The 24,454-nt window shown below is 40.6% G+C and carries 25 protein-coding genes; 9 read left to right on the top strand and 16 right to left on the bottom strand.

Going from position 1 to position 24,454, the window contains the following annotated elements; genetic code table 11:
• Nucleotides 1-134: 134 nt before the first annotated feature.
• A complete protein-coding gene (locus tag D5F11_RS01795) occupies nucleotides 135-524 on the bottom strand; it encodes an ABC transporter substrate-binding protein (RefSeq protein WP_120115770.1) in 390 nt (129 codons plus the stop codon).
• Between the two features lie 233 nt (nucleotides 525-757).
• On the opposite strand from D5F11_RS01795, the gene D5F11_RS01800 reads away from it, so the two are divergent.
• The 3 genes from D5F11_RS01800 (at nucleotide 758) to nhaC (ending at nucleotide 4,579) form a co-directional block, all read left to right on the top strand.
• Nucleotides 758-1,444, top strand: a complete 687-nt coding sequence (locus D5F11_RS01800) for a GntR family transcriptional regulator (protein ID WP_120115769.1) — start codon at nucleotides 758-760, stop codon at nucleotides 1,442-1,444.
• Nucleotides 1,445-1,473: 29 nt separating this feature from the next.
• Entirely contained in the window at nucleotides 1,474-3,090 is a 1,617-nt protein-coding gene (locus D5F11_RS01805) for a gamma-glutamyltransferase family protein (protein ID WP_120115768.1), read from the top strand.
• Nucleotides 3,091-3,172: 82 nt separating this feature from the next.
• Nucleotides 3,173-4,579, top strand: coding sequence for a Na+/H+ antiporter NhaC (nhaC, locus tag D5F11_RS01810; RefSeq protein ID WP_120115767.1), 1,407 nt, complete (start codon nucleotides 3,173-3,175; stop codon nucleotides 4,577-4,579).
• 298 nt (nucleotides 4,580-4,877) lie between these two features.
• Here nhaC and D5F11_RS01815 read toward each other — a convergent pair whose 3' ends face one another.
• From D5F11_RS01815 to D5F11_RS01850, 8 genes are all read right to left on the bottom strand, one after another.
• The gene (locus D5F11_RS01815; protein WP_120115766.1) at nucleotides 4,878-6,476 is read right to left on the bottom strand and encodes an amidohydrolase; all 1,599 of its coding nucleotides are present in this window, start codon (nucleotides 6,474-6,476) and stop codon (nucleotides 4,878-4,880) included.
• A gap of 145 nt (nucleotides 6,477-6,621) precedes the next feature.
• Nucleotides 6,622-6,987, bottom strand: coding sequence for a Na+/H+ antiporter subunit G (locus tag D5F11_RS01820; RefSeq protein WP_120115765.1), 366 nt, complete (start codon nucleotides 6,985-6,987; stop codon nucleotides 6,622-6,624).
• The gene (locus D5F11_RS01825) at nucleotides 6,965-7,249 is read right to left on the bottom strand and encodes a Na(+)/H(+) antiporter subunit F1 (RefSeq protein WP_120115764.1); all 285 of its coding nucleotides are present in this window, start codon (nucleotides 7,247-7,249) and stop codon (nucleotides 6,965-6,967) included. The genes D5F11_RS01820 and D5F11_RS01825 overlap by 23 nt, the downstream gene beginning before the upstream one ends.
• The gene (locus D5F11_RS01830) at nucleotides 7,249-7,731 is read right to left on the bottom strand and encodes a Na+/H+ antiporter subunit E (RefSeq protein WP_120115815.1); all 483 of its coding nucleotides are present in this window, start codon (nucleotides 7,729-7,731) and stop codon (nucleotides 7,249-7,251) included. Before D5F11_RS01830 ends, D5F11_RS01825 begins: the two co-directional genes overlap by 1 nt.
• A gap of 28 nt (nucleotides 7,732-7,759) precedes the next feature.
• Nucleotides 7,760-9,244, bottom strand: coding sequence for a Na+/H+ antiporter subunit D (locus tag D5F11_RS01835; protein ID WP_120115763.1), 1,485 nt, complete (start codon nucleotides 9,242-9,244; stop codon nucleotides 7,760-7,762).
• Nucleotides 9,237-9,575: a Na(+)/H(+) antiporter subunit C gene (locus D5F11_RS01840; RefSeq protein ID WP_120115762.1), complete on the bottom strand. Its 339-nt coding sequence runs from the start codon at nucleotides 9,573-9,575 to the stop codon at nucleotides 9,237-9,239. Before D5F11_RS01840 ends, D5F11_RS01835 begins: the two co-directional genes overlap by 8 nt.
• 4 nt (nucleotides 9,576-9,579) lie before the next feature.
• Nucleotides 9,580-10,002, bottom strand: a complete 423-nt coding sequence (locus D5F11_RS01845; RefSeq protein ID WP_120115761.1) for a Na(+)/H(+) antiporter subunit B — start codon at nucleotides 10,000-10,002, stop codon at nucleotides 9,580-9,582.
• Nucleotides 9,989-12,400 carry a Na+/H+ antiporter subunit A gene (locus D5F11_RS01850; RefSeq protein ID WP_120115760.1) on the bottom strand — a complete coding sequence of 804 codons (2,412 nt, stop codon included), beginning with the start codon at nucleotides 12,398-12,400 and terminating at the stop codon, nucleotides 9,989-9,991. The genes D5F11_RS01845 and D5F11_RS01850 overlap by 14 nt, the downstream gene beginning before the upstream one ends.
• A 442-nt stretch (nucleotides 12,401-12,842) precedes the next feature.
• Between D5F11_RS01850 and D5F11_RS01855 the strand changes: the two genes are divergently transcribed.
• Both D5F11_RS01855 and D5F11_RS01860 read left to right on the top strand, forming a co-directional pair.
• On the top strand, nucleotides 12,843-13,028 hold the full coding sequence (locus D5F11_RS01855) for a hypothetical protein (RefSeq protein WP_120115759.1): 186 nt from the start codon (nucleotides 12,843-12,845) through the stop codon (nucleotides 13,026-13,028).
• A 319-nt stretch (nucleotides 13,029-13,347) separates the two neighbouring features.
• Nucleotides 13,348-14,046 (top strand): adenine nucleotide alpha hydrolase family protein, encoded by a 699-nt coding sequence (locus D5F11_RS01860; RefSeq protein ID WP_120115758.1) that lies wholly within the window; start codon nucleotides 13,348-13,350, stop codon nucleotides 14,044-14,046.
• Between the two features lie 49 nt (nucleotides 14,047-14,095).
• Here the strand turns inward: D5F11_RS01860 and D5F11_RS01865 are convergent, their stop codons facing one another.
• The gene (locus tag D5F11_RS01865) at nucleotides 14,096-15,109 is read right to left on the bottom strand and encodes an AI-2E family transporter (RefSeq protein ID WP_120115757.1); all 1,014 of its coding nucleotides are present in this window, start codon (nucleotides 15,107-15,109) and stop codon (nucleotides 14,096-14,098) included.
• A 235-nt stretch (nucleotides 15,110-15,344) separates the two neighbouring features.
• On the opposite strand from D5F11_RS01865, the gene D5F11_RS01870 reads away from it, so the two are divergent.
• Genes D5F11_RS01870 through D5F11_RS01885 form a run of 4 tightly spaced genes read left to right on the top strand, consistent with a single transcriptional unit; the run spans nucleotide 15,345 to nucleotide 18,272 of the window.
• The gene (locus D5F11_RS01870; protein WP_120115756.1) at nucleotides 15,345-16,070 is read left to right on the top strand and encodes an amino acid ABC transporter ATP-binding protein; all 726 of its coding nucleotides are present in this window, start codon (nucleotides 15,345-15,347) and stop codon (nucleotides 16,068-16,070) included.
• Nucleotides 16,071-16,094: 24 nt separating this feature from the next.
• On the top strand, nucleotides 16,095-16,916 hold the full coding sequence (locus D5F11_RS01875; RefSeq protein WP_120115755.1) for a transporter substrate-binding domain-containing protein: 822 nt from the start codon (nucleotides 16,095-16,097) through the stop codon (nucleotides 16,914-16,916).
• A 55-nt stretch (nucleotides 16,917-16,971) separates the two neighbouring features.
• Nucleotides 16,972-17,610, top strand: a complete 639-nt coding sequence (locus D5F11_RS01880; protein WP_120115754.1) for an amino acid ABC transporter permease — start codon at nucleotides 16,972-16,974, stop codon at nucleotides 17,608-17,610.
• Nucleotides 17,611-17,621: 11 nt separating this feature from the next.
• Entirely contained in the window at nucleotides 17,622-18,272 is a 651-nt protein-coding gene (locus tag D5F11_RS01885; protein ID WP_120115753.1) for an amino acid ABC transporter permease, read from the top strand.
• Nucleotides 18,273-18,313: 41 nt separating this feature from the next.
• Here the strand turns inward: D5F11_RS01885 and D5F11_RS01890 are convergent, their stop codons facing one another.
• The 6 genes from D5F11_RS01890 to D5F11_RS01915 all read right to left on the bottom strand — a co-directional run bounded on the left by D5F11_RS01890 (nucleotide 18,314) and on the right by D5F11_RS01915 (nucleotide 24,336).
• Complete coding sequence (locus tag D5F11_RS01890) at nucleotides 18,314-19,147, bottom strand: M15 family metallopeptidase (protein WP_120115752.1); 834 nt, start codon at nucleotides 19,145-19,147, stop codon at nucleotides 18,314-18,316.
• Nucleotides 19,148-19,219: 72 nt separating this feature from the next.
• On the bottom strand, nucleotides 19,220-20,314 hold the full coding sequence (locus tag D5F11_RS01895; protein WP_120115751.1) for a sensor histidine kinase: 1,095 nt from the start codon (nucleotides 20,312-20,314) through the stop codon (nucleotides 19,220-19,222).
• Nucleotides 20,307-20,990 carry a response regulator transcription factor gene (locus tag D5F11_RS01900; RefSeq protein WP_120115750.1) on the bottom strand — a complete coding sequence of 228 codons (684 nt, stop codon included), beginning with the start codon at nucleotides 20,988-20,990 and terminating at the stop codon, nucleotides 20,307-20,309. Before D5F11_RS01900 ends, D5F11_RS01895 begins: the two co-directional genes overlap by 8 nt.
• Before the next feature lie 280 nt (nucleotides 20,991-21,270).
• Nucleotides 21,271-22,182, bottom strand: a complete 912-nt coding sequence (locus tag D5F11_RS01905) for a response regulator (protein WP_342775993.1) — start codon at nucleotides 22,180-22,182, stop codon at nucleotides 21,271-21,273.
• A 5-nt stretch (nucleotides 22,183-22,187) separates the two neighbouring features.
• On the bottom strand, nucleotides 22,188-23,456 hold the full coding sequence (locus tag D5F11_RS01910; RefSeq protein WP_120115748.1) for an ATP-binding protein: 1,269 nt from the start codon (nucleotides 23,454-23,456) through the stop codon (nucleotides 22,188-22,190).
• Nucleotides 23,457-23,622: 166 nt separating this feature from the next.
• The gene (locus D5F11_RS01915) at nucleotides 23,623-24,336 is read right to left on the bottom strand and encodes a class I SAM-dependent methyltransferase (RefSeq protein ID WP_120115747.1); all 714 of its coding nucleotides are present in this window, start codon (nucleotides 24,334-24,336) and stop codon (nucleotides 23,623-23,625) included.
• Between the last annotated feature and the right edge of the window lie 118 nt (nucleotides 24,337-24,454).

Here is a 24,454-nt window from a genome sequence, read left to right on the forward strand (position 1 = left end):
ATAAAGAAATGCCATGAAAACAGTAAATGCTTGTTTTCATGGCATTTTCATTAAAGAAAAAGTTCACCAGCGTGTCATTTGCAAACACGGAACCATGGTTTTTAATTTTTACCATCTATTTTTTAACAGTTCATTCATTGCTTTATACTTGTCCAAACTCGATCATAAAATTGCAGCGCTTCTCCAACATCCAAAATATACGACTCCGGCTTAATCTGATCTTTTGAAATGACATCCATTTCCGTTCTAAAGTCTTCAGGAAGTAAGTCCATTGCTTCTTCAACTGCGCTTGGATACGGTTGCTCTAGGGTTATTTCTTTGCTTATTTCAGAGCGTAGAATGAAATCAATAAATTTCTCCGCATTTTCTTTATGTGGCGCCCCCTTTGGAATAACAAAATTGTCTTGCCATAGGGTAGCAAATTCTTCCTTAGGTATGACTGCCTTTATGGATGGATTATCTTTTCTCGCCATCGGAATCTTACCGTTATATACAATTCCTGCTGCTACTTCTCCGCTGGCCAGTAACCTGTCTGCATCTCAAGATGAATTTCCTGGCAAATCAATAATTCTGAATTCAGGGAAGTGCTCTTCAATTTTTGAGTTCAACATGAAAAAATCTATTCCCCATAAATAGACGAAATTTCGTTCATTTTTTAATCATCTTAATAGAAAGTATGAAATAATTGTTGAAATATCTGAAAAGGTACTGTATTCTCAACTGTATACAGTTAGTTATACAGAAAAGGGGGAGTTTTATGAAAAATGGGTTGGAAAGCAAAATATATACAATGTTAAAAAAAGCAATTATCAATCGTGATCTAGCACCGGGTACAAAACTATCAGAAGAAACGCTTGCAAAGACATTAAACGTTAGTCGAACTCCTATTCGCTCAGCATTGCAAAGGCTTTCATATGATATGTATGTAAAAATAATCCCTAGAAAAGGAGCATACGTAAATCAGCCGACGCTGACAGAGGTAGAAGATGTATTTGAAATGAGAATACTATTGGAAGATTATGCAGTGATGAAAGCGTGTCAAAACTATGGGAAATTTAAATCTACCTTTGAGAATATAGAAAAGATCATTCGCGACGAGATAAACGCCTATAAATCCCAAAAATTAGATGACGTATTAGATAAAGTATTTGACATTCATATTGAAATTGCAAAGTTATCAAAAAATGAGATATTAATTAACCAGCTTCGTGAATTAATATCACTAACGAATATTTATTTAACCTTTTATAGTGATATGAAACTTGACAATCCCACTTCTCCGAAAGAACATTTAGACATTTTAGAAGCGATTAAGGTTAATGATGTAGACCTTGCTCGAAAACGAATGAAACATCACATTAACGGAATCATTTCAAGGCTAAACTTTGAAAAGATCGAACAAAACTACAACGATGTGGAGAAGATACTCTCCAAATATAACTAACATCTTAGAAATAAAAGGAGGTCTACAACATGACCAAACATTTTAATCCTTTGAATTATCCATATCCTTCACAGCGTATGGTTACATATGCCAAGCATGGGATGGTTACTACATCCCAGCCGCTAGCTGCTCAAGCTGGATTAGACATTCTTAAGAAAGGAGGAAATGCCATCGATGCTGCAATTGCTACGGCAGCTTGTTTAACAGTAGTAGAACCGACTTCAAACGGGATTGGCGGTGATGCTTTTGCCATAGTATGGGTTAATGGAAAACTTCACGGCTTAAATTCTAGTGGACCAGCTCCGAAAATGATTTCAGCAGAAGGTGTTAAAGCGATTGGTTTTAATAAAATGCCTGAGTATGGTTGGGAACCTGTAACTGTTCCCGGTGCTCCAGCAGCTTGGGCTGCGTTATCAGAAAGATTCGGAAAGCTTCCTTTTGAAGAAGTTTTGCAACCTGCTATTACGTACGCAGAAGAAGGGTTTCCCATCTCACCAACAACGGGTTACTTTTGGAACAAGGCCTTCAAAGAGTTTAAAGACAAACTGACTGATCCTATTTATGAACATTGGTTCTCCATGTTCGCGCCAGAAAACAGGGCTCCGCGAATTGGAGAAATGTGGAAATCAACTCCACATGCAGAGACGCTTCGCTCAATCGCACAAACAAACGCGGAATCTTTTTACCGTGGAGAACTGGCTGCTAGAATTGACGCCTTTTCGATGGCAACCGGGGGATATATACGTAAAGACGACCTAGCTGAATTCTATCCCCAATGGGTCGATCCCATTAGCGTCCACTATAAAGGATACGATATTTGGGAGCTACCTCCAAATGGACAAGGGTTGATTGCATTATTGGCATTGAACATTTTAAAAGGAATCGACATTAACGAGAGAGAAACTACTGAAACGTATCACAAACAAATTGAAGCATTAAAGTTGGCCTTTGCAGATGGAAAATCACTGATTAGTGATCCTGCCGAGATGAATGTTGATTTGGAAGACATATTATCTGATTCTTATGCCAATAGACGGAGAAGCCTGATTGAATCAAAAGCATTGTTGCCGGAAGCAGAAAAACCGGTTGAAAGTGGAACCGTTTACTTGGCAACAGCGGATCAAGATGGAAATATGGTTTCATTTATTCAAAGTAATTATCATGATTTTGGATCAGCACTTGTAGTACCAGGTACCGGCGTCGTATTGCAAAATAGAGGACATAACTTCTCTCTCGACCCAAACCATGTAAATTATTTAAAACCTGGAAAAAGAACATATCACACAATTATTCCTGGATTTATAACGAAGGATGGTGAAGCCTTTAGTGCTTTTGGAGTAATGGGCGGCTTCATGCAACCACAAGGCCATCTGCAAGTAATATCCAATATGATTGACTGTAAAATGAATCCTCAAGCAGCTCTCGATGCTCCTCGCTGGTATTGGTCGGGAGAAAAATCGGTTAAGATAGAGCATTCTGTTCCGCCTCATATTGCAAAAGACCTGCATGAAAAAGGTCATGAAATATCAGTTGAGCTAGATCCCGAAGATTTCGGCCGGGGACAGATAATTATTAAAGACTCTGCATCATCTGTATTAATCGGCGGAACCGACCATCGAACAGACGGCACAATTGCTGCTTGGTGATATAGATACATAAAGGGAAGACCTATTAAACTAACAAAACTAGATGTGGAACCAATTCTGCCTCTGTTAAGGAGATGAACGTATGCAACCCGTACTGTCAACCAAGAAAAATATTATATTAATGGTGGTTGCCATTGTTATTGTATTTGGAGGAATTGCTGGAATAAAAGCACCATCAACCATTGTTTTAATAACTGGCGGAGCTGCTATAATATTTCTTTCATTACTATGGGGAATCAAGTGGGAAGATATTGAACGGGACATTCTTAGAAGCATAGGACATATGATGATCCCCATCTTAATCTTGCTAGCGGTCGGCATGATGATCGGTGTATGGATGTTATCCGGCACCATTCCATTTCTTGTATATTACGGCCTGATACTCTTGAAACCTTCTATATTCCTTTTCGTTGCATGTCTAGTCTGTGCGATTATGACGCTAATGAACGGAAATTCCTGGGCAACCATAGGAACAGTTGGAGTAGCATTAATGGGAGTTTCAATGGGCTTGGAAATTCCTTTATATTATACAGCCGCTGCTGTTGTGGTCGGAGCGATTTTCGGGGATAAAGTTTCGCCTCTGTCCGATTCCACTATTTTAGCTTCTTCTATTACAGATGTTGAGCTGATGGACCACGTTAAGCATCTTTTATACACGACTGTACCGGGTCTGGTGATCTCTTTAATATTATATTTAATCATTGGTTTTCAGTTTAACAATGAAACCGTTGACAGTGAAAACATTTCAGCTATTCTCAATTCCTTGAATGATAATTTTAATCTAAATCCATTAGTAATGCTGCCACCGTTAGCCGTGTTAATACTTATTAGCAGAAGGGCCCCTGCTCTTCCTGTCTATGGGGTCGGAATTTTCTTGGGAGCTGTAATTGGGGCATTCTTTCAAGATAGAAGTATTATGGAAGTTGCTGAAGCATTAAGCGATGGATATTCATATGATACTGGATTAGATATTGTCAATCAAATTGTTCAACAAGGCGGATTATCCAGCATGTTAAGTACCGTGGCCATTCTAATAGCGGCCGCAATATTCGGTGCACCATTACAGACCTCAGGTTTGATTGATATTATGCTGAACAAAATAAAACAATTTGCTAAGACTGGACGTTCAATGATGGCAAGCTGCCTTACGTTACATACCGGCTTTTTTACAATTATCGGGAGCTATTATGTGACATATGCCGTGTTTGGCCCTGTGCTAAAGAACCTGTATGATGACTACGGTTTACATCGGAAAAACTTATCAAGAACTTTCGAAGATACGGGAACTGCACTTGCCCCATTAGTACCCTGGAGTGTTACGGGAGCATTTATCGCCAATACATTACAAGTTCCAAATGGTGAATTTATTTTATACGCACCAATGATTTACCTTGGAATTGTGTTTGCAGTGATCTATATAATGACTGGCTTTGGAATTGCCAAAAGTGACCAGCAGATACCAAGAAATACTTCAAAACAAATATCATAGTAAAGGAATGAAACATTTGATTCACTCATTAAAAAAATTTGATTCTCCCTATTTACGGATAGATAACTTCCCTGAGAAAAACAGAGAAAAAGAAGCTATGAGAATCAAGACTGGTGCTGCCACACCGATTGATAATGATTTCTCACAACTTCTCCCAAAACAATTTACTCATACTAATTAAAATTAGTCAATCTCACAATCGATTGTAAAAGTATGCCGGACTCTAGTAGCCGGCATATTTTTGTTCAATGGCCAAAGAAAATGTGTCAGGGATAGGACAACACCTTACTGCTCTTGTTTATTTCTGATAAACAATCTCTCCACCGATAATCGTCATCTCAATCTCGGTATCCAACAGCTCATCCGGGTGCTCTATCTCAAATAAATCCCGCGAAAAGACCGTCATGTCTGCCAATTTCCCCTGGGTAATCGTTCCTTTTTTATCTTCTTCATTCGTTGCATATGCTCCGCCGATTGTAAATACTTCAAGAGCTTCCTGCATGGACAATTTTTCTTTTTCATTCCAACCTTCATGGGAATCTTCAGGATGCCTCTGTGTAACGGCTGCATGAATTCCCAACAGCGGGTCAATTGGTTCGACAGGTGCATCGGAGCCTCCTGCACACAGCACCCCTGCGGACAATAGCGATTTCCATGCGTACAAATATTTTATTCTTTCCTTACCGAGTCTCTCCTGCACCCAAGGATAGTCCCCGACTACAAATCTCGGTTGGATATCTGCCACAAGACTCGGCTTTGCCAAACGCTGGATCAAATCCTCTCGCAGCAACGAGACATGAATGATGCGGTCGCGATGCTTCACACTTGGAAATTGGTCGAGCACCTGCAGGACATCATCCACTGCCTGATCGCCGATTGTATGAATCGCTACCGGCATCGAATGATCTCTGGATTCCTTAACCATTTGATAAAGTATCTCCTTATCCTGCATCGCCTCACCATACTCACCAGGCGCATCCTGGTATGGCTGCGAAAGCAGGGCTGTCCTTCTTCCAAGCGCACCATCCGCGAAAATTTTAATAGCTCCGATCTGTAGCGTATCATTCCCGTAGCCCGCATACATCCCTCTTTCCTTTAAACGATCAAGGAATGGGTAGTCAATCAAAAGGTTGCAGCGCAGGCCTTTTTCCTCCTGAATGAGCAATTCATCATACATTTTGTATGTCTGATCGAACCCGCCCAAATAACGGGGATCATTCGTATGTGCACTTGTCAGTCCCCGCTGCATCGCATGCTCCATCGCCAGAGCGAGTCCATGCTTCAATTCATCGTACGTCTTCTCTGGCATTCGGTCTGTAACCAATGTGGAAGCCGACTCGAGAAGCAGTCCCGTAGGCTTCTGTGTATAAGGGTCTAGAACAACACTCCCCCCTGTCGAAACTTCCATTGACGGCTGATACTGAATCATTTCAAGCGCCTTGCTATTCACAAGGAAAGCATGGTGACAAACCCTTTTTATAAAAATCGGGCAATGCGGCGCTGCCTCATCCAACTCTTGGATCGTTGGCAATCCACCATCATCAAAAAGATTTTCATCGAAACCAAGTCCTGACAACCATTTTTCAGGCTCAGTTGCATTTGCCCTTTCCCTGATTTTTTCCAGCATCTCTTTTTTGGATCTGACACCCACTAAATTTAAATCTAAAAATTGAAGCGCAACTCCTGAAAGATGCAGATGGCTGTCGATCAGGCCTGGGGTAACAGTCTTCCCTTGCAGGTCAACAATTTTCGTATCACTTCTTCCCCACTGCAAAATCATATCATCGTGGGAACCCAAGTCTACTATTTTACCATTTCCAACGACTATAGACTCAACAACCGGCTGATTCCTTTCAAAAGTATAAATCTTTCCTTTTGTAAAAATAACTTTTGACATATGTATTCCTCCAAACAATAAAGCCCGCAAATAATGAGGACATCAAGTTATCTTTATTTTACCAAAATTTACTGATAAGGAATCCCATTATTTTTAACGCAAAAAAATCCCATAGCACAATTGTACAATGGGACTATTTATCCGATTAATGAACTTCTGTTTGATTGTCCAAAACCTTTTTCAACTCATCCTCGACCGTGTCCTCCGTCATGTTAACTTTCGACCGGTAAGCAGCACGGATAATCAGATGCCCCGATACCGGAGCAGTGATAAATACAAACACAATCCCTAACATCAGCCGCACACTGATATAATTTTCAGTCAGCCATATATAGATAAAAGCTCCAACGAGTGACAACAACACCCCCAAAGTGGTACTTTTTGTTGCTGCATGAGCTCTTGTGTAAACGTCCGGAAACCGAATTATGCCCGTTGCGCTGATTACTGAAATAATCCCGCCAATCAAAATAAGAAGTGCTCCGATGAATTCATCGATCTCGCTTACGTTCAATAATAACACCTCTCTCGATAAATTTTGAGAGCGCAATAGTACTGATAAATGCAAGGATACCCAAAATAAGAATCACTTCAAGAAATGCTTTTGTTTCAAGCAAAACCGAAACGACAGCAATTCCAGAAATAAGATTTACCACAATCATGTCCATTGCAACGACCCGGTCAGGAATGGAAGGACCGCGGATAATCCGAAAAAGGGCAATGGCAATCGCTATAGCAAAAAGAACAAGAGCTGTAGTCAGCATCATTTCAATCATTATCGAGTTACCTCCATAATCGCTTTTTCGAATTTGCCTAAAGATCGTAATAACGTATCTTTGTACCGTTCTATATCAAGCGCATGAATGTAGAACACATTACCTTCTGGTGAAACTTCCATGACAACCGAGCCCGGAGTCAAGGTCAAGAGCATAGCAAGTGTGGTTACTTCCCAATCGGTTTTCAATTCGGTTTTATATGAAAATATCCCTGGTTTCACATCCACTTTCCGACTGACAATATGCTTCATCACCAAAAACGCGGATAGAAACAGTTCCCAGTTAAAAATACATATCAATTTTATAACATAATAAAAACGCTGCAGATAGAACTGCTGTCCAAAAAAGCGGTGCGTAAGAAACACAATCACAATTCCCGCCAAGAAACCGATGAAGAATGTTGAAAACCTTAACTCATCCTCGTCATTTAATACCATCCAAAGAAATGCTATGAATAAATTAAGTATAAATTGAGCAGGCATTTGCATTCCTCCCCTTTCATGCATATTATTACTCATCCTGAATCAAAACGCCTTCGATATAAACATTTGGATTCGAAAGAGTAAAAGCAGCATCCCGAACATACCCAACCATCAGTTCTGACCCCAAGCCGAGTCCAACTGATGCTGCAGCAAGCAATACGCTTGGAATCAACATGCCTTTTCTAAGAGGAACTTCTCCATCCTCACTGATTGTCGTTTCACCCCAAAAGCACTGTTTAAAAATGCGGAGTAGTGAATACAGCACAAAAAGACTCGATATTAATGAGATGGCAAGCAGAATATAAGAACCCGATTCAATTGCTCCCTGACTGATAAGCACTTTTCCCAAGAACCCGCTTAATGGCGGAATACCAGCAAGGGATAACATGACAATGAAAAATAACCAGCCCAATACCGGGTAATTGCGAATAAGACCGCTCACCCTGTTCATTTTTGCATGGCCAGTAAGAGTGATCATCGTGCCCGCCAGCAAAAATAATAAAGCCTTTGAAACCATGTCATGAATGAGATAAAAGATCGAACCTTCAATAGCCGCGGGTGTTGAAATAGCAAGTCCCACAAGGATAACCCCTGCTCCAATGATGACATTATAAGAAATAATCAAACGAATATCCCTGTATGCAATTGCTCCCAGACTGCCGCCTATCAATGTCAACCCTGCCATGATTCCAATCAATGTGTGGGTGATCTGCGGCTCGTGATAAAAAATAAGTGAAAACAGACGAAACATGGAATAAATCCCGACCTTGGTTAGTAATGCACCAAACAAAGCAGCCACAGCTGTCGGAGGCGCACTGTAAGAGCCAGGAAGCCAAAAGTAAAGCAGCAATCCTGCTTTCAAAGCGAATACAAGCAAAAATAATATACTAATGACTGTAAGAATCGGTGTTTGTCCGGATTCAGCAATACGTTGGGATAAATGCGCCATATTCAAGGTTCCTACTGTACCATACAGATAAGCAACAGCCACTAAGAAGAACCAAGAGGAAAGTACATTTATCGCTACATAAATCACCGATTCCTTCAATTGAACCTTCGTTCCCCCAAGAGATATTAATATATATGAAGCAAGCAACATTACTTCAAAACAAACAAAAAGATTGAAAATGTCTCCAGTTAAAAATGAGCCGTTTACACCTGCAACCATAAAAAGAACAAATGGGTAAAAAAACATTTCTTCTCTGGCACGGTCGATGGAAAAGAAAGCATATAACAAGCAAATCGCGGTTACAATACTGGCCGTCAATACAAGCAGTACCGAGAAAGAATCTGCCACGAACAAGATGCCAAAAGGCGGTTGCCACCCACCAAAATCAAGACGAAGAATTCCCTCGACCTGAATAAGATTCAAAATGTATAAGCTGATACCTGCAACGAAGGCCATGACCCCTATGCTTATCCAACGCTGCAATAGTATGTACTTTCGGAGAAAAACAAGAAAAATCCCGGTCAAAAGCGGAAGTACCATCGGAAAGACAATTATATTATTCATCCTTCGTCCCCCTTAACAAAGCCTGGCGGCCAACGCTGGTTTCCTGATACATCCGATAAGCCATGACAAGAAAAACAGCAGTAACTGCAAAACTGATGACGATGGCTGTTAAAATAAGTGCCTGAGGAATAGCATCGGTATATGTATTTGGCTTTTCTCCCAGCAGTGGGACCGTGCCTTTTTTCAACCCTCCCATGACCATCAAAAGAAGATGAACAGCATGGGATAAAATCGCTGATCCTAATATGACACGCAAAAGATCCTTGGAGAGAATTAAATAAGTTGCCACTGTAACAAGGACGCCGGACAGAATGGTGATTAATATTTCCATAAACTTAAACATCCTCACTTATACTTAGAATGATTGAAACAACTACACCAACAACCGTCAAGGCAACACCCGCTTCAAAAATGGTGATCGTTGCTAATTCGGTTTCGCCGAAATAAGGGAGGTCAAAAGCGGAAAAAGCCTGGGTCAAAAAGGGTTTGCCAAAAACAATGGCCCCTAAGCCGGTTGTCACCGCAATAAACACTCCTAATGCAGCAACTCGCTTGAAGTCAAAGGGAATCCCCTTCTGAACCGTTTCAATATCAAAAGCAAGGAGAAGAAGGACAAAGGCGGAGGCAAGGACAAGACCGCCGATAAAACCTCCTCCCGGACTGTTATGTCCTGAGAAAAACAAATACACGGCGACAGTCAATATAATGAACACAACGATTTTAGTGACCGTCTCTAAAATGACATCATTGATCTTCAACGTTCTCTCCTCCTTTGCCCAATTTCAACTTTGTCAATGTAAATACGCCGATTCCCGCAATGAAAAGGACAACGACTTCAAGCATCGTATCAAAAGCACGGAAGTCCCCCAAGATCGCATTGACAATATTCTTGCCGCCGGTCAATTCATCAGCTTTTTCGAAAAATCCAGAAATGGTATTGAATAATTTACCGCTTTGAACGGAAAGTGCCGTCATGACATAAATGACGCCTACCGAAATCGAGATGAGCAGATTGATCGACTTTATCCTTGGAGTAGTCTTATCCATCCCTTTTTTCCACTTGGGCAAGAAATAGAAACAAAGCAAAAACAATACGGTTGTAACCGTCTCAACGACAATTTGCGTAAGGGCCAAATCCGGGGCGCGGAATATGACAAACAACGCGGCGATTCCATAGCCAAGGACTCCATTCAGCAGTATGGCCGTCACTCTTGTAGTTGCAAACGGGATAGAGATACCTGCAGCCAGCATAACCAGAACAAGAACCCATTCATATAAGTGGACAGGTGCATAATGTATCTCGTCAGTAGAAAATGCTCCCGTCATAAATAAAGCTCCCCCAATGGCTAATATGAAAAAGAGATAAATATATAAGAAATAATCCCGGAGAGTTCCTGTCATATAGAATCTAGTAAAGCCAGTGGAACTGCTCTCCAGCCTCAGCAGGGCATTGTTATAAAGGGTATCAAGTGACCATGAAGTTGGAAAAAGCTTAAAAATTCCTTTCCACCCTCCCATGTATCTATAAAAGAGAGACCCGAAAACAATCACACCGATGGTCATAAAAATCTCTGTATTAAAGCCATGCCAAACCGATATATGCTGACTTAATTCAACTTTGTCAGCTAACGACGGGAAAACGCTGGCCATTGCCGGACGTAATAAATAATCCCCAACGATATTCGGAAAGAAGAATATAACCAAAACCAAAACAGCCAAAATGCTTGGTGAAATCAGCATCCCGACAGGCGCTTCATGCACCTTGCGGTCCCCGACTTCAATCCGGCTTGTACCAAGGAAAGTTTTAAAAACGATAATCATGCTATAAACAAATGTAAAAATGCTTGCTATCCACGCGATTACTGGGATCAAGACGCCCCATGTATCAAGTACAAAAAAATCAAGCTGGGATATATTCAAAACGGCAGTAAAGAACATTTCCTTACTCAAGAATCCATTGAACGGCGGTAACCCGGCCATTGAAAAACTGCCAATCATCGCAATCGTAAATGAAACGGGCATAAAAGACATCAACCCGCCCAGCCTGCGGATATCCCTTGTTCCGATTTCGTGGTCAATGATCCCTACCACCATGAACAACGCTCCCTTAAATGTGGAATGATTGATCAGGTGAAAAAGCCCAGCAAATGTCGCTTGTGTATATATAAATGTCTTTACACCTGAATCCACATTCAAGGAAATTGAGCCAATTCCCAGTAGACTCATAATTAAGCCTAGTTGGCTAATCGTAGAATACGCCAGTAAAGCTTTTAAATCAGTTTGGCGAACGGCCGTAAAGGACCCCCAGAATAGCGTTATAAGCCCTATCCCTGTTACGAGTGAAAACCAAAGTTCCTCTCCACCGAAAATAGGAGTAAACCGAGCCACCAAGTAAATACCCGCTTTCACCATCGTGGCAGAATGCAAGTAAGCACTAACTGGTGTTGGCGCCTCCATCGCATCCGGCAACCAAATATGGAAAGGAAACTGAGCTGATTTTGTGAAGGCACCTACCAACAACAGAACCAGGGCAGGGATAAACAACGGATGATGAATATCAACAGCCGCTAAAATTCCTCTTATGCTCATCGTACCTGTCATCAAATAAAGCATGATGAAGCTGGTAAGCATGGCCAATCCGCCACTTACAGTTATCAACATGGCCTTTTGTGCGCCATATCTTGATCTCTTTCTATGGAACCAGAAAGCAATGAGCAGGAATGAAGAAATGCTTGTAAGTTCCCAAAAAACATATAAAACCATTAAGTTATCTGAAAAGACAACGCCAAGCATGCTGCCCATAAACAGCAACAAATAAATATAAAAGTGCTTTAAAGATTCATCAGAGGATAAATAGTAAATTGAGTAGAGGATAACAAGGCTTCCAATACCAGTGATCAAAAGTCCAAAAATCATGCTAAGTCCATCAAGATATGTAGTAAAGTTAATATCAAAGGAAGGGATCCACCTCATCGAATACGAATAGGTTTCGCCGTTTGCCACAGAAGGAATATAACGGGCAAGTGTTACAAACAAAGCTGCCGGGACCAAGAACACAGACCAGCCTATATGTATAGGAGCTTTTCTCTTATATAAAACAGGAATCAGTACGGCAGCCAGAAAAGGGATCATGATGATCAGATTCAAAGTTACCAAAACCAGACCTCACTTTCATGCGGAATTTGCATTTGCTGTCACGAATTTACCTTTTAAGATTCCATTAATTAGTGTTTTCTTCTTGTACACACAAAAAAACGAACATGCATACAATACCTCAACTCCTTTATATGTTTTAATTTATCCATCAAATGCGCCTTGGCGTATTTGCGCCCAGGTTTTATCGAGCTTAAGCTCGATAAATTCCCTCTGAAAATCAGTGGCATCCGCCGGAGGCTTTAACTTTATTCAGCCGGGGTTTGAACCCCTACTGAATGGAATACCAATATCCATTCATCTCACCACTTACAGAAGTGGGAGACTTCTGAATGAAGTTAAAGCGTAAAAACACCTTTCCCCTCTTGACTCTTTAGCTGGCAAGCGGGATAATGGGAATCCATAAGGTACTCTTATGAAATATTAGAATGAGAGGTGTCCAATCTTGATCGGTTTTAAGAAAGGCGTAAGCGCCTTGCTCATCCCCGATAAGCACAAGACGATTCCCGAGGAGGCGGTTCTTCAGCTACCACAGGGAAGCGGCTTGATCCTTGCGGGGCTAGACGCTGGAGCTGGACAAAGAAAAGCTTCTTTGAATAAAATTTTCCTTAGCCAGTTATACTTTCTTTAACAAGAACATGAGATTCCTTGGAATCTTTTTCAAATTGGGGACCTGCGGTTAAATTATGTGACGATGCAATTTTGAAAAACTCATATGCAGAAATTGTGGAATAACATAGTACAGAATAGTTTTTTCCTATTAGATTATACACTAAACATAAAACATCTGCACTTTGCAGGATTTTGGCTGCAGCAAATAAGCAAATTCTACATTTATATTTATTGCAATTGAAATAACGCAGAAAATTCATTATAATAATTCAGTTGTACTTTATAAGTTGGCCAGTTTCCGATACTGTTGCCATATTAATGCAGAGGTGAATATCGTCGTGAAAAATAGAAAGGGTCGTATGGATGAGAGTATTCTCGTTTGTGTATATTACGGTCCAAATGGAGAACGGTTGATCAAGCGCGGTGCCAAAATGGCGAACATGCTGGATTGTCCTTTCTATATATTGACTGTCGATCCGCTTCCATATGACGATTTCGATGCGGACAAATCCGGGTATGTCGACCGGTGGGAAGAACTGGCCGATGAATTGGGTGCAGAAGAGTTCATCCTCATGGATAATGAAAAGCGCCCAACAGCCAAGGCCATCGCTGAAGTCGCACACAAATACAATATAACTCAAATTGTTATCGGACAGACAGCCCAAAACAGATGGGAAGAGATTACAAAGGGATCCTTTGTCAATGTCCTTTTGAGAGTGATGTCCTTCATTGATATTCATATTGTCTCCTTTGACCGTGAAGTACACACGGAAGAAGATTCCTCTTTTGAAGGCGGCGTACGATGTTTCCTCCTAAAAGAGGAAGGTGATTATGTACTGAGCTTTTCCTGTATAAGGGACATCTGCTATGAAGGCATCTTTTATAAAGAAATCGGTACTGACTTTAACAATGGGATATTTAGATATGTGCATAATGGAAAGACCTACCAGGTCCAAGTCCATGATAATAAAATTACCGAACCGTTGAAGACACCGGGTAATGTAAAATTTTATGGTGAAAAAAAGCCCAAAGGATAAGAATAGAAAAGAAAGGTCTACACAAAAGTAGGCCTTTCTTTTTTTTCGGCTACGGCTTGACCGCTCCTTCCTTATTCGTCACCTCTAGGACATCCAGAAGGAATACAAATACTGGAATTCCAATGATCAATCCCCACACACCGAAGAAACTTTGCGAGAATATCAAAACGATGAACGTATAGAATACTGGCAAATCGGTTTTCGCCGACATCAATTTCGGATTCAGTATATAAGCTTCCACCGCATGAATAATCATAATAGCGATCACGACATAAAGAACTTTTATAAAACCGCCGATTGTGTAAGCAATCATACAAAGTGGAATGAGGGAAATGATAACACCAGCCACTGGGATAAGACCAAGGAAGAAAATCAAGATCGCTAATACAAATAATTGTGGAAAGCCCATAATGGTCAGCGCTATGATCGTCAAAAGCGTATTGACAAGAGCTATGACAAATTGAGCTTCGATTACTTTCCCAAATGTACGAGTGAATTTTTTTCCAAAAAATTCAATTTCATAATAGAACGGCGCCAATTTGCTATCTTTGAATTTGGCAGTGAACTCCTTCAAACGAGGTTTCTCCAATAGGAAAAAGAGACTTAATATTAAAGCAATCATCACTTGAACGCTCGTCTTGCTGATATCTGTAAAAGATTTCACCAAAAACGATAATCCATTTTCCAAATAAGCAGCAATCTGATTTTTAGATATGATTGTCTCAATAAAGCTTAAGATGGCATTGTCATGAGGCTGAGAGTAAAAAGCAGTAATCTGTACGATCAACTGGCTGATTTCCGCGGTGATAATAGGGAAATATTTTACAAGCCCATATGTAAGTATGCCTACGATTGCAACGTACATAATCAGTACTAGCACCCGCCTATGGACAGGAATCCGCTTGGCTGTAAATTCGATAAGACGATTCATTAAATATGAAAAAATAAAGGTCAGCAAAATCAAATTAATCATACTTCTCAAGCTATATAGAATCAGAACAATCAGTGCGAAGATGATAATACGTTTTACTCCCTTTTTCTGAAAAAAGGCTGCTACATCCATCAGTTCATTTCCCCTTGCTGTAAATCTTCTATTATTAATTATCACCCACTTAAGCAAAGGATTACAAGAAAAATTAAATGGAATTTGAAATAAAATTAAAAATTCATCGAATGATTGTCGGTTTTCGTAGGATTCTCTAGTTTGTCATTATAGTTATAAGCAGGACGACGATAAAGCGTTTTCATTCCGATGGTAGCGCAATTTAATTCAAATAAACAGGCAGGGAGGGATGAACTTGATCTCATTTGAAAATGTAAATAAACATTATGGAGATTTTCATGTTCTTAAAAATATCAATCTTGAAATTAAACAGGGGGAAGTAGTCGTTGTGATCGGTCCGTCCGGATCCGGAAAAAGTACGCTGCTCAGGTGTATCAACCATTTGGAAGAGATTACCGATGGGAGTTTGGTGGTCAACCAATTTCAGGTCCATGACAAAAAAGTCAATATTAACCTGATGCGTAGAGATATAGGGATGGTCTTCCAGCATTTCAACTTATATCCACATAAAACAGTGCTGGAAAATGTTACTTTAGCTCCTACAAAGGTTTTGAAAGAATCCAAACAAGATGCAGAAGAAACTGCGATGAATTATTTGGAGAAAGTCGGAATACCAGATAAGGCCCGCTCCTTTCCATCGCAATTATCTGGAGGACAGCAGCAGCGTGTGGCAATTGCGAGAGGCCTGGCCATGAGGCCGAAGATCATGCTTTTTGATGAACCTACATCAGCATTAGATCCGGAAATGATTGGAGAAGTGCTGGATGTAATGAAAACGCTAGCAAAAGAGGGAATGACAATGGTTGTTGTCACCCACGAAATGGACTTTGCCAAAGAAGTGGCTGATCGGGTTGTATTTATGGATCAAGGTCAAATTATTGAGGTTTCCACTCCATCGGAGTTTTTCACGAATCCACGGGAAGAACGATCAAGGGCATTTCTCAATCGTTTATTGCATTAATCAATTTTGAGAGGAGTAAGGAAAATGAAAACAAGGAATGTAGTGTTGGGATTAATCACAATTGTCATGCTGGCCATGTTGGGAGCGTGCGGAGGGAAGGACGCCGGTTCTAAAGAGGCTGTCGGAAAAGAAAGCACGATAGAAACAATCAAAGACAGGGATAAATTTGTAGTCGGCGTCAAATATGATACAAAACTATTCGGACTGCAAGACCCGTCAACCAATAAAGTTGAAGGCTTTGATATCGATATTGCCAGGGAAATAGCAAAAAACATTCTAGGCGATGAAAACAAGGTGGAATTAGTGGAAGTCACTTCTAAAACAAGGATTCCAATGTTGAATAACGGAGATATCGACGCTATCATCGCGACCATGACCATTACAGAAGAAAGAAAGCAGGAAGTTGAATTTTCCGAAGTTTATTTCGAAGCAGGTCAGTCCTTGCTTGTCAAGAAAGACAGTGACATCAAAAAAGTCGATGATCTTAAAAAGGGTGATACCGTTTTGGCTGTAAAAGGCTCTACATCCGCAAAAAACATTCGGGAGAAATCACCTGACACAACAGTACGTGAGTACGAAAACTATCAAGAAGCGTTCATGGCTTTAAAAGCGGGTCATGGCAATGCCCTGACAACGGATAACTCCATTTTGTATGGAATGGCTCAGCAAGATTCTAATTTTATCGTTTTGGAGGAAACATTTACGGACGAGCCTTACGGGATCGCCATTAAAAAAGGTGATACTGAATTCGTAGATGAAGTGAATAAGGTTTTGAACGAATTGCACGAATCTGGAAAATATGACGAAATCTATGAGAAGTGGATTGGAGAAAAACCGAAGAATTAAACTTTTGGAAAAGGGGCTCCATGTCCCTTTTTCCCCTTGCTAAGGAGGTCTATGAATGCTCAATTTTTCTATTCTAGCAGATTATTGGGACGTCTTTCTTGAAGGTTTCATGAACACGATTTTTGCCAGCCTAATTGCTCTTATCGGAAGTTTTTTGATTGGAGCAGTTATAGCAGTTTTTAGAATAGCCCCCATAAAGCCATTGAATTGGTTTGGGACAGCTTATGTTGAATTCATTCGAAATATCCCATTGATATTGATTGTTTTTTTATTTTTCTACGGTTTTAAATTGGGAGGGTTCACAGCCGGAACGCTCGGACTGACGATCTATACGGCTGCCTTTATTGCCGAAGCGATTCGTGCCGGGATCCTTTCTGTACCCAAAGGTCAATATGAAGCTGCCAGATCCTCAGGGCTGACCTATATCCAGACAATGAGAATGATCATTTTGCCCCAAGCCGTAAAAGTCGTGATTCCTCCCCTTGGTAACCAGTTTATCAATCTAGTGAAGAACTCTTCCATACTGGGCGTTATTGCGGGACTAGACATCATGTATTATGCTGATTTAATTTCTTCTGAAACTTTCGTTGTATTCAGCGTTTATATCATCGTTGCATTATTTTACCTAATTATCACCATACCTTTGAGTCTGACCGTCAGTTCGATCGAACGGCGATTGGTTAAAGGTTCGTAGGAGGCTGTAAAATGGACTTTATTGGTGCATATTCTCCTGGTAATCTTCAATTTTTATTATCAGGTCTGATGGTCACTTTGAAGGTTGCGGTGATCGCAAGTGTCCTGAGTTTTTTCATCGGTACATTGGTTGCGATTTTACGGTATGCAAAAATCCCAGTCATCTCCCAGGTATTGATGGTTGTGGTTGAAACGATCCGAAATCTTCCACTGTTATTGATTATTTTCTTCGCACGCTTCGCTTTGCCAGACGTGGGGATCAACTTGGATATTTTCACATCGGCTATCATCGCATTAACAGTGTTCGAATCCGCAATGTTCGCTGAGATCATTCGCAGCGGGTTAAATTCGATAGAAAAAGGACAGATTGAAGCAGCAAGATCATCGGGTTTAAATTATATACAGACCCTCCGGTATATCATTCTGCCTCAAGCCTTGAGAAGAATGGTGCCTCCGATGGTCAGCCAGTTTATCGCTTTGCTGAAGGACACCTCATTAGCCGTGGTTATTTCCCTTCCGGATCTGCTGCACAATGCTCAAATCATCAACGGTAGAAGTGTAGAATACGTGATTCCAACGTTCATCATCGTTGCTCTCATTTATTTTACAATCAATTACATTCTCTCGATTTTTGCGAAGCGTTTGGAGGCAAGACAAGCATAATAGAATTTTTAAGGGGCCTGATGTACAGTCCCCTTTTTTCATCATTCCCAGCTAGTAACAATGACGCCGTTCTTATTGTCACCTGATATCTCATACATGCTGCCAACTTGCACCTCAATGGAGGATTGATCGGTTAAGTCGTAGTATGATATATCATATTCCTCCCCATCTATACGCACCAACAGGTTCTTTTTCTTTTTTAAATACTCCAGGTATTGTTCCAAAACAAAATTTTCTTGATGGATGATAGCGCTATGAGGCAAACCGACATATCGAAAGTGCCATGGCTCATATTGTATTCCTGTAATTCCGGACTTTTCCTTGGGATAGCGCAGAATAAAACCATATTTCCACGCGTTCTTTTCCAGCCACTTCCCTTCGGGCGCTTTTTCCATTTTCATTTTGGACGAACCGACATCCAAAGATAATCCTGCATTATGTTCGCTATAGCCCGCTGGCAATGCGTACTCTGCTCCCATTTTGAGATACAGCTCATTTTGTTCATCAAAAGCACGGAACCCACTGTTAATCATAAAATGATCAATACCATCTTTCTTCGCTGCTTTCATCATTTTTGAAAACTCATTCGCCACCTGTTCGGATAATCTGATATCTGATTCCAATACTCCATATGCTTGTGTTAAAAAAGCATTTTCAGATAAATTGATGATATCAGTCATGATTCCAGATTCCTGTACGGGATAGTCCTGGTTGATCAATAATAGATACCCTGAATAAATTTGATCTTTTTCAATGGCTATGGTGGATCCATAAACTTTTTCATTCGGTTCCCTAATGTCGATTTCCGGTTCCGAATGTATGTATTTTGCTATGAATAAAGCTAAAATTAAAATGGCCAAGATCGCCCTTTTCATATGATCGTCCCCCTACAATTCAATCATAGGAAAGAACATTTAAGAAAACGGAAAGATATTATTAAGTTTTTCTTAAGTTTTTAAGGGAAAGCGTACTGTGAATATTGTTTGAACTGGATCGCTCGCGGCGGTAATGGTGCCATGATGCTGTTCCACGATATTTTTGGCAATGAATAAGCCAAGCCCTGTGCTGCCATGATCAACAGTTCTGGACTTATCCCCCGTATAAAAGACATCAAAAATATGGGCCAAGCTCTCAGAAGTGATATAATTTCCATAATTAACAACTTCCACGACTGCATCCCTTTCTTCAACATAACCCTTTATGTCAATAAATTCGCCGTCAGACCCGTAACGCACTGCGTTCGAAAGTAGATTTTCAAATACTCTGGCCAGCATTTCCCCATCCCCGACAATTTGTAATCCAGAGGCGATATCCATTCTGGCCGTCAATCGGCTCTTTTCAAATACCGGGTAAAACTCCTCGTTCAATTGTAAAAGTAATTCTCCAAGATCCAACAGTTCCTTTTCCATTTTTAATATCCCATAATTCAACCGTGAAACTTCGAACAGTTCATCAATGAGCTTTTCCAGCCGAACGGATTTCGTATGGGCTATTTTTAAATAGTGCTTGATTTGCTCTTCGTTTAGATCATTCTCCCTTAAAACCAAATCCAAATAGCCTATTACGGATGTCAGCGGCGTACGCAGATCGTGGGCCAAATTGACAATCAACTGATCCTTGCTGCTCTCAGCAAAGTCTCCTCGCTCCAATGATTCCTTCAGCTTTTCTCCCGCTCTGTTAATATCCTCAGCAATATCGCGAAATTCGTCATTCGTTCTGATATGTATACGAGTATTAAAGTCTCCGTGTGCAAGCTGATGAATTCCTGTGGAAATCTCCTTAAAAAAAGAATTATAAGACTTGGTCAAAAAAAAGAAAAACATGACAGCAAGCGGAATAAAAATGATGAGAAAAAAATTGATATCTCCTACATTGGCTATCAGACGGCGAATTTGTGCCAGGGGATCTTCTGCTTTCACCTCTGTTTTATAATAGACCTGAAGAATTTTATAAAGTCCGTATGTGATCCCTCCAGCGGCACCCATGCTAATACATAGACGGAGGATCATTTGGGTTCTGAAGCTTCGAAGAATGTTACCCATTGAACTTATACCCAATTCCCCAAACAGTTTTGATGAACTGGTTTTTATTTTCATCTTCTTTCAATTTCTTTCTCAACCCCCGAATATGTACCATGACCGTATTGCTACTGCCAAAATAGGCTTCTCCCCATACATTTCGAAAAATATTTTCCGTGCTAAACACCTTATTCGGATAGCTTGCCAAAAGATGAAGAATGTCGAATTCCTTGGGCGTTAATTCAATCGGTTCACCGTACAACTTGACTGTCCGCTCATCAGAATTCAACATCAATCCTCCGGAAATGATTTCATTTTTTCCTAAGGAATGATCTAGCAGTTTCGAACGCCGAAGCTGGGCATTCACCCGCGCTACAAGCTCCATTGGATTGAACGGCTTCACCATGTAATCATCTGCCCCCATGACAAGACCGGTTATTTTGTCCAAATCCGATGCCTTAGCGCTTAAAAAAATCACTGGAAGATGATGTTGCTCCCTGATTTTCTGTACAACCTCATATCCATCCATCTCGGGCATCATGATATCCAATATGGCCAAGTCGATATGCTGGGATTGTATGGCCTTTAGTGCTTCTATTCCGTTAAAAACTGTAATGGCTTGATATCCTTCCTTTTCTATATGTAAGGTTACCAAGTCCGCAATGGCCTTATCATCATCAGCCACTAAAATCTTAGTCACTTGCCTGTCACCACCCTAAAATATCAAATGCGCCTTGGCGTATTTGCGCCCGGATTTTATCGAGCTCCGCTCGATAAAATCTGTGGCATCCGCCGAAGGCTTTGACTTTATTCAGCCGGAGTTTGAACCCCTACTGAATAGAATACCAATATGCTTCATCTCACCACTTACAGAAGTGAGAGATTTCTGCTGAATGAAGTTAAACTATCTTTCCCCATATTAGCACATGTATTTTTTTATATTCATTTATAAAACAGAAGTGAACTGCACGGATGGCATTTCACTTCTGTTTTAATTTTTCCAATGTTTCTATGTATAACACTTGCAGAAACTTCTTTACATTCACCTTTACCCTGCTCTGGCTCCCTTCCCTTTCGAGTTCGCTCATTTTCATACGCACGTCCTGAAAATCAAATAGTAAAGGGGCATAATGTTCGAATTTCGGGTTGGAATAGTCGATCAATCCCAGCGACGCTAGGTTTGTCAGTGCAGCAAGGACCGCCCGGCGAAGACGCTGCTCTATCGCTTTGATCTCCCTGTTCAATTCCAGCTTATTCATAGCAGGATTATTTTTTACTGCTATCATTCCATATAAATCTTTCAGCGATGGAAAATCGGCAATGGACATTTCTTGTTCCATTAAAATTTCTACAGCTATGGCCATATCCTTACTGCCAGCTTCACCCAACAAACCGATATCCATCAAAATATATTGGACGATGTCCCTCACAGTTTGAACCTCTTTCACCGGTGCCGAAGATAGCGGGCTTAACCGTTCCAATCCGGCCAAAGACCGCTTGATTTCGTCAACAGACCGATTCAACTTTAACTGGTCTTTCACATTTTTCAGCACAGCTTCGACCTCAACATTATTGATCGGCTTATGGATAAAAAACTCCACGCCTGTTTTGTAGGCCTCCCCCACCATCTCTTTATTGTCAATTTGCGATATCATCACAAACTTACCTTGAAACTCCCGATTTGTTAGCTCGGCAATCATACCCAGTCCATCTATTTCAGGCATCAACAGGTCGATGAGCACCACATCGGGCTGAGTTGTCAGCACCGACTCGATCCCGTATTGGCCCCCGGCGTTGCTTTCGACCACCTTGCCAAGTGCGCTATCTTCGATAATGTTTTCAAGCATTCTTCGGCAAACAGGATCGTCATCAATAATACAATAAGAGAGCATGATATCTATTCCCCACTTTTTAGTTTATCTGTTATATAAGACATGGAAACTTTCGTTCCTGTCGTATCCGATTCAACATCTATCGATCCATCCAAAATCTCAACGATATCCTTTACATGTGAAAGACCTATCCCCGTTGAAGCAATCCCTTTGTCACTAAATTTCGACGTATAGCCTGCCTCGAAGATATATGGAAGGTCCCTCTCCTTTATCCCTTCTCCAGTATCTTCAACAACCAAATGCGTATATCCTTTTTCCTCCCAGACTTCAATCCTGATCCGGCCTTGTCCTTCAATAGCCTCTACTGCATTAGCAACAAGATTATTCAAGACAGTCAACAGAGGTAAATATTGTATTGTTGAATAATTGACCGTCTGTTCTTTAAAAATTTTGATGTCTTTTCCAAGCCAATTACTGTACTGCTCATTCCCACGGACAACAAAATTCAAAATTTCAGTCAACTGCATTTGAGTGATCGACTCTTGATCATACAGCTTCGCCAATCCTGCCATGACACGCTGTGCATCTTTTTTCACTTCGTGTATTTTTTCGGCGATACTTAATGATTGTTGGCTGTAAGCGCTTAGATTATTCTCCTTTAATTGACGGTACAGATCGTAGCTTGAGGCTGTGACCCGTTCAATCATATCCATCATTTTACTTAAATAAAAACTTTCACTGTAAAGGTTCGAGCCCACATTCAGCATTTGCTCAAGACGCTTTTCCTGCTCCTTATGAAGAGCATTCATCTGGTTTAAAATAACGGTGGCATATAAGCCGACAACGAAAAATACCCTGACAACTGCAATAATCACTAAAGAAAACCAGTCCATTGCTGAAATCGGCGTCACATCTATAATCAAACTTCGAATTGAAAGTTCTACAATATTGGAACCTACATCTATCAGCACGCCAAATGCTGCCAAATAAAATAGATTGGATTGAAACTGCCTTTCTTTAATGAGGTTCATTCCAAACGCAAAGGCGCAATAATAAAACATTGCAGGAAGATGCGTCATAAATATATCAATGATATAAGCCGGCTGCGTTAGGAAAACAGGGCCTGTTAACGTTCGAAATATCACGACAACTATTCCGGTTATTATACCTGTGCGGATAAATGGCACCTGTTTCATTAAAAGCAACAGAAGAAAAAATGTACTGCTCCCCAAACCAAAGCGGAATTCCCAAACAAATGGCGCCACCCTGAGCTCGCCGGACAGGGCTGTGGCAAAAGCAATGAAAAGAATCTGGAAGCCGATCCGTTCCCGCATGTCCAATCCTCCATAATTACATCCTACAAAAATTATATACTAGGAAGATAATGGGGACTAGTGGGAAAAACCGCGTTACAAAAGCATTGTAATCGCACTCCTTTATTTTCGACTAATAAAAAAACTCCCGCTGAGTATCGCAGCAAGAGTTTTTGGCAGAATGATATCACACACTGCATCTAAATATACCACAGCCCAAAATATCCTTATAAAGGATGGATAAATGATGATGTTTCTCAAAAATTTTATAAAACGAGGGATCAATTTGCTTCGAAAGAGAATAATCATTGGAAACGTCCACTTTATGAATATCAGGGCGAAGCTCAACCTTTTCCACTTCGATTTGTTCAAAGCCGGCCTTTTCAAAATTGGTACGCCACTCTTGCTCATTAAGCAACTGTTTTACTCCATAAAAGTCCAATATTTCCTTCATTTGCTTTTCAGAAACATCTGTTTCCCGCATCATTTCAATAGCCAATAAAACGCCATCTGGCTTCAATACCCGTTTATATTCGGGGACCGATTTTGAAACATCTGTAAATGCTGTAACAGATTCAGATAATATAAAATCAAATGTATCATTCCCAAAAGGAAGATTTTCAGCGGTGCCATACTGAGTTTCAATTTGAAGATTCATCGAATGGAATCGTTTTTTTGCCTTCTCTAACATTATTTTATTATAATCTAAAGCTGTTACATGACATTGATACTGTTTTGAAATAAATGCTGATGTTTGTCCTGTTCCGCAGCCGACATCGAGCACTTTCGTGGATGCATCCATTTTTTCCCTTGACAAAATCCTTCTTGTAAGATTAAGCCCTCCGGGATGGGCACCTCCAACCCCGAATAAGGCCAAGCAATTCAAATATGTGCTTTCCACATGCATTACCGCCTTTTGTTTGAAGTCTCCTATATGGTATTCAAAAAATCGGCAAATGCCCCAAAAGAAAATGGGGAAAGTTCGAATTAGCGACTAAGGAACTTATTTCTCATGCAAC

It is taken from the genome of Siminovitchia terrae (assembly GCF_003605405.2).
Classification (GTDB): Bacteria; Bacillota; Bacilli; order Bacillales; family Bacillaceae_C; genus Siminovitchia; species Siminovitchia terrae.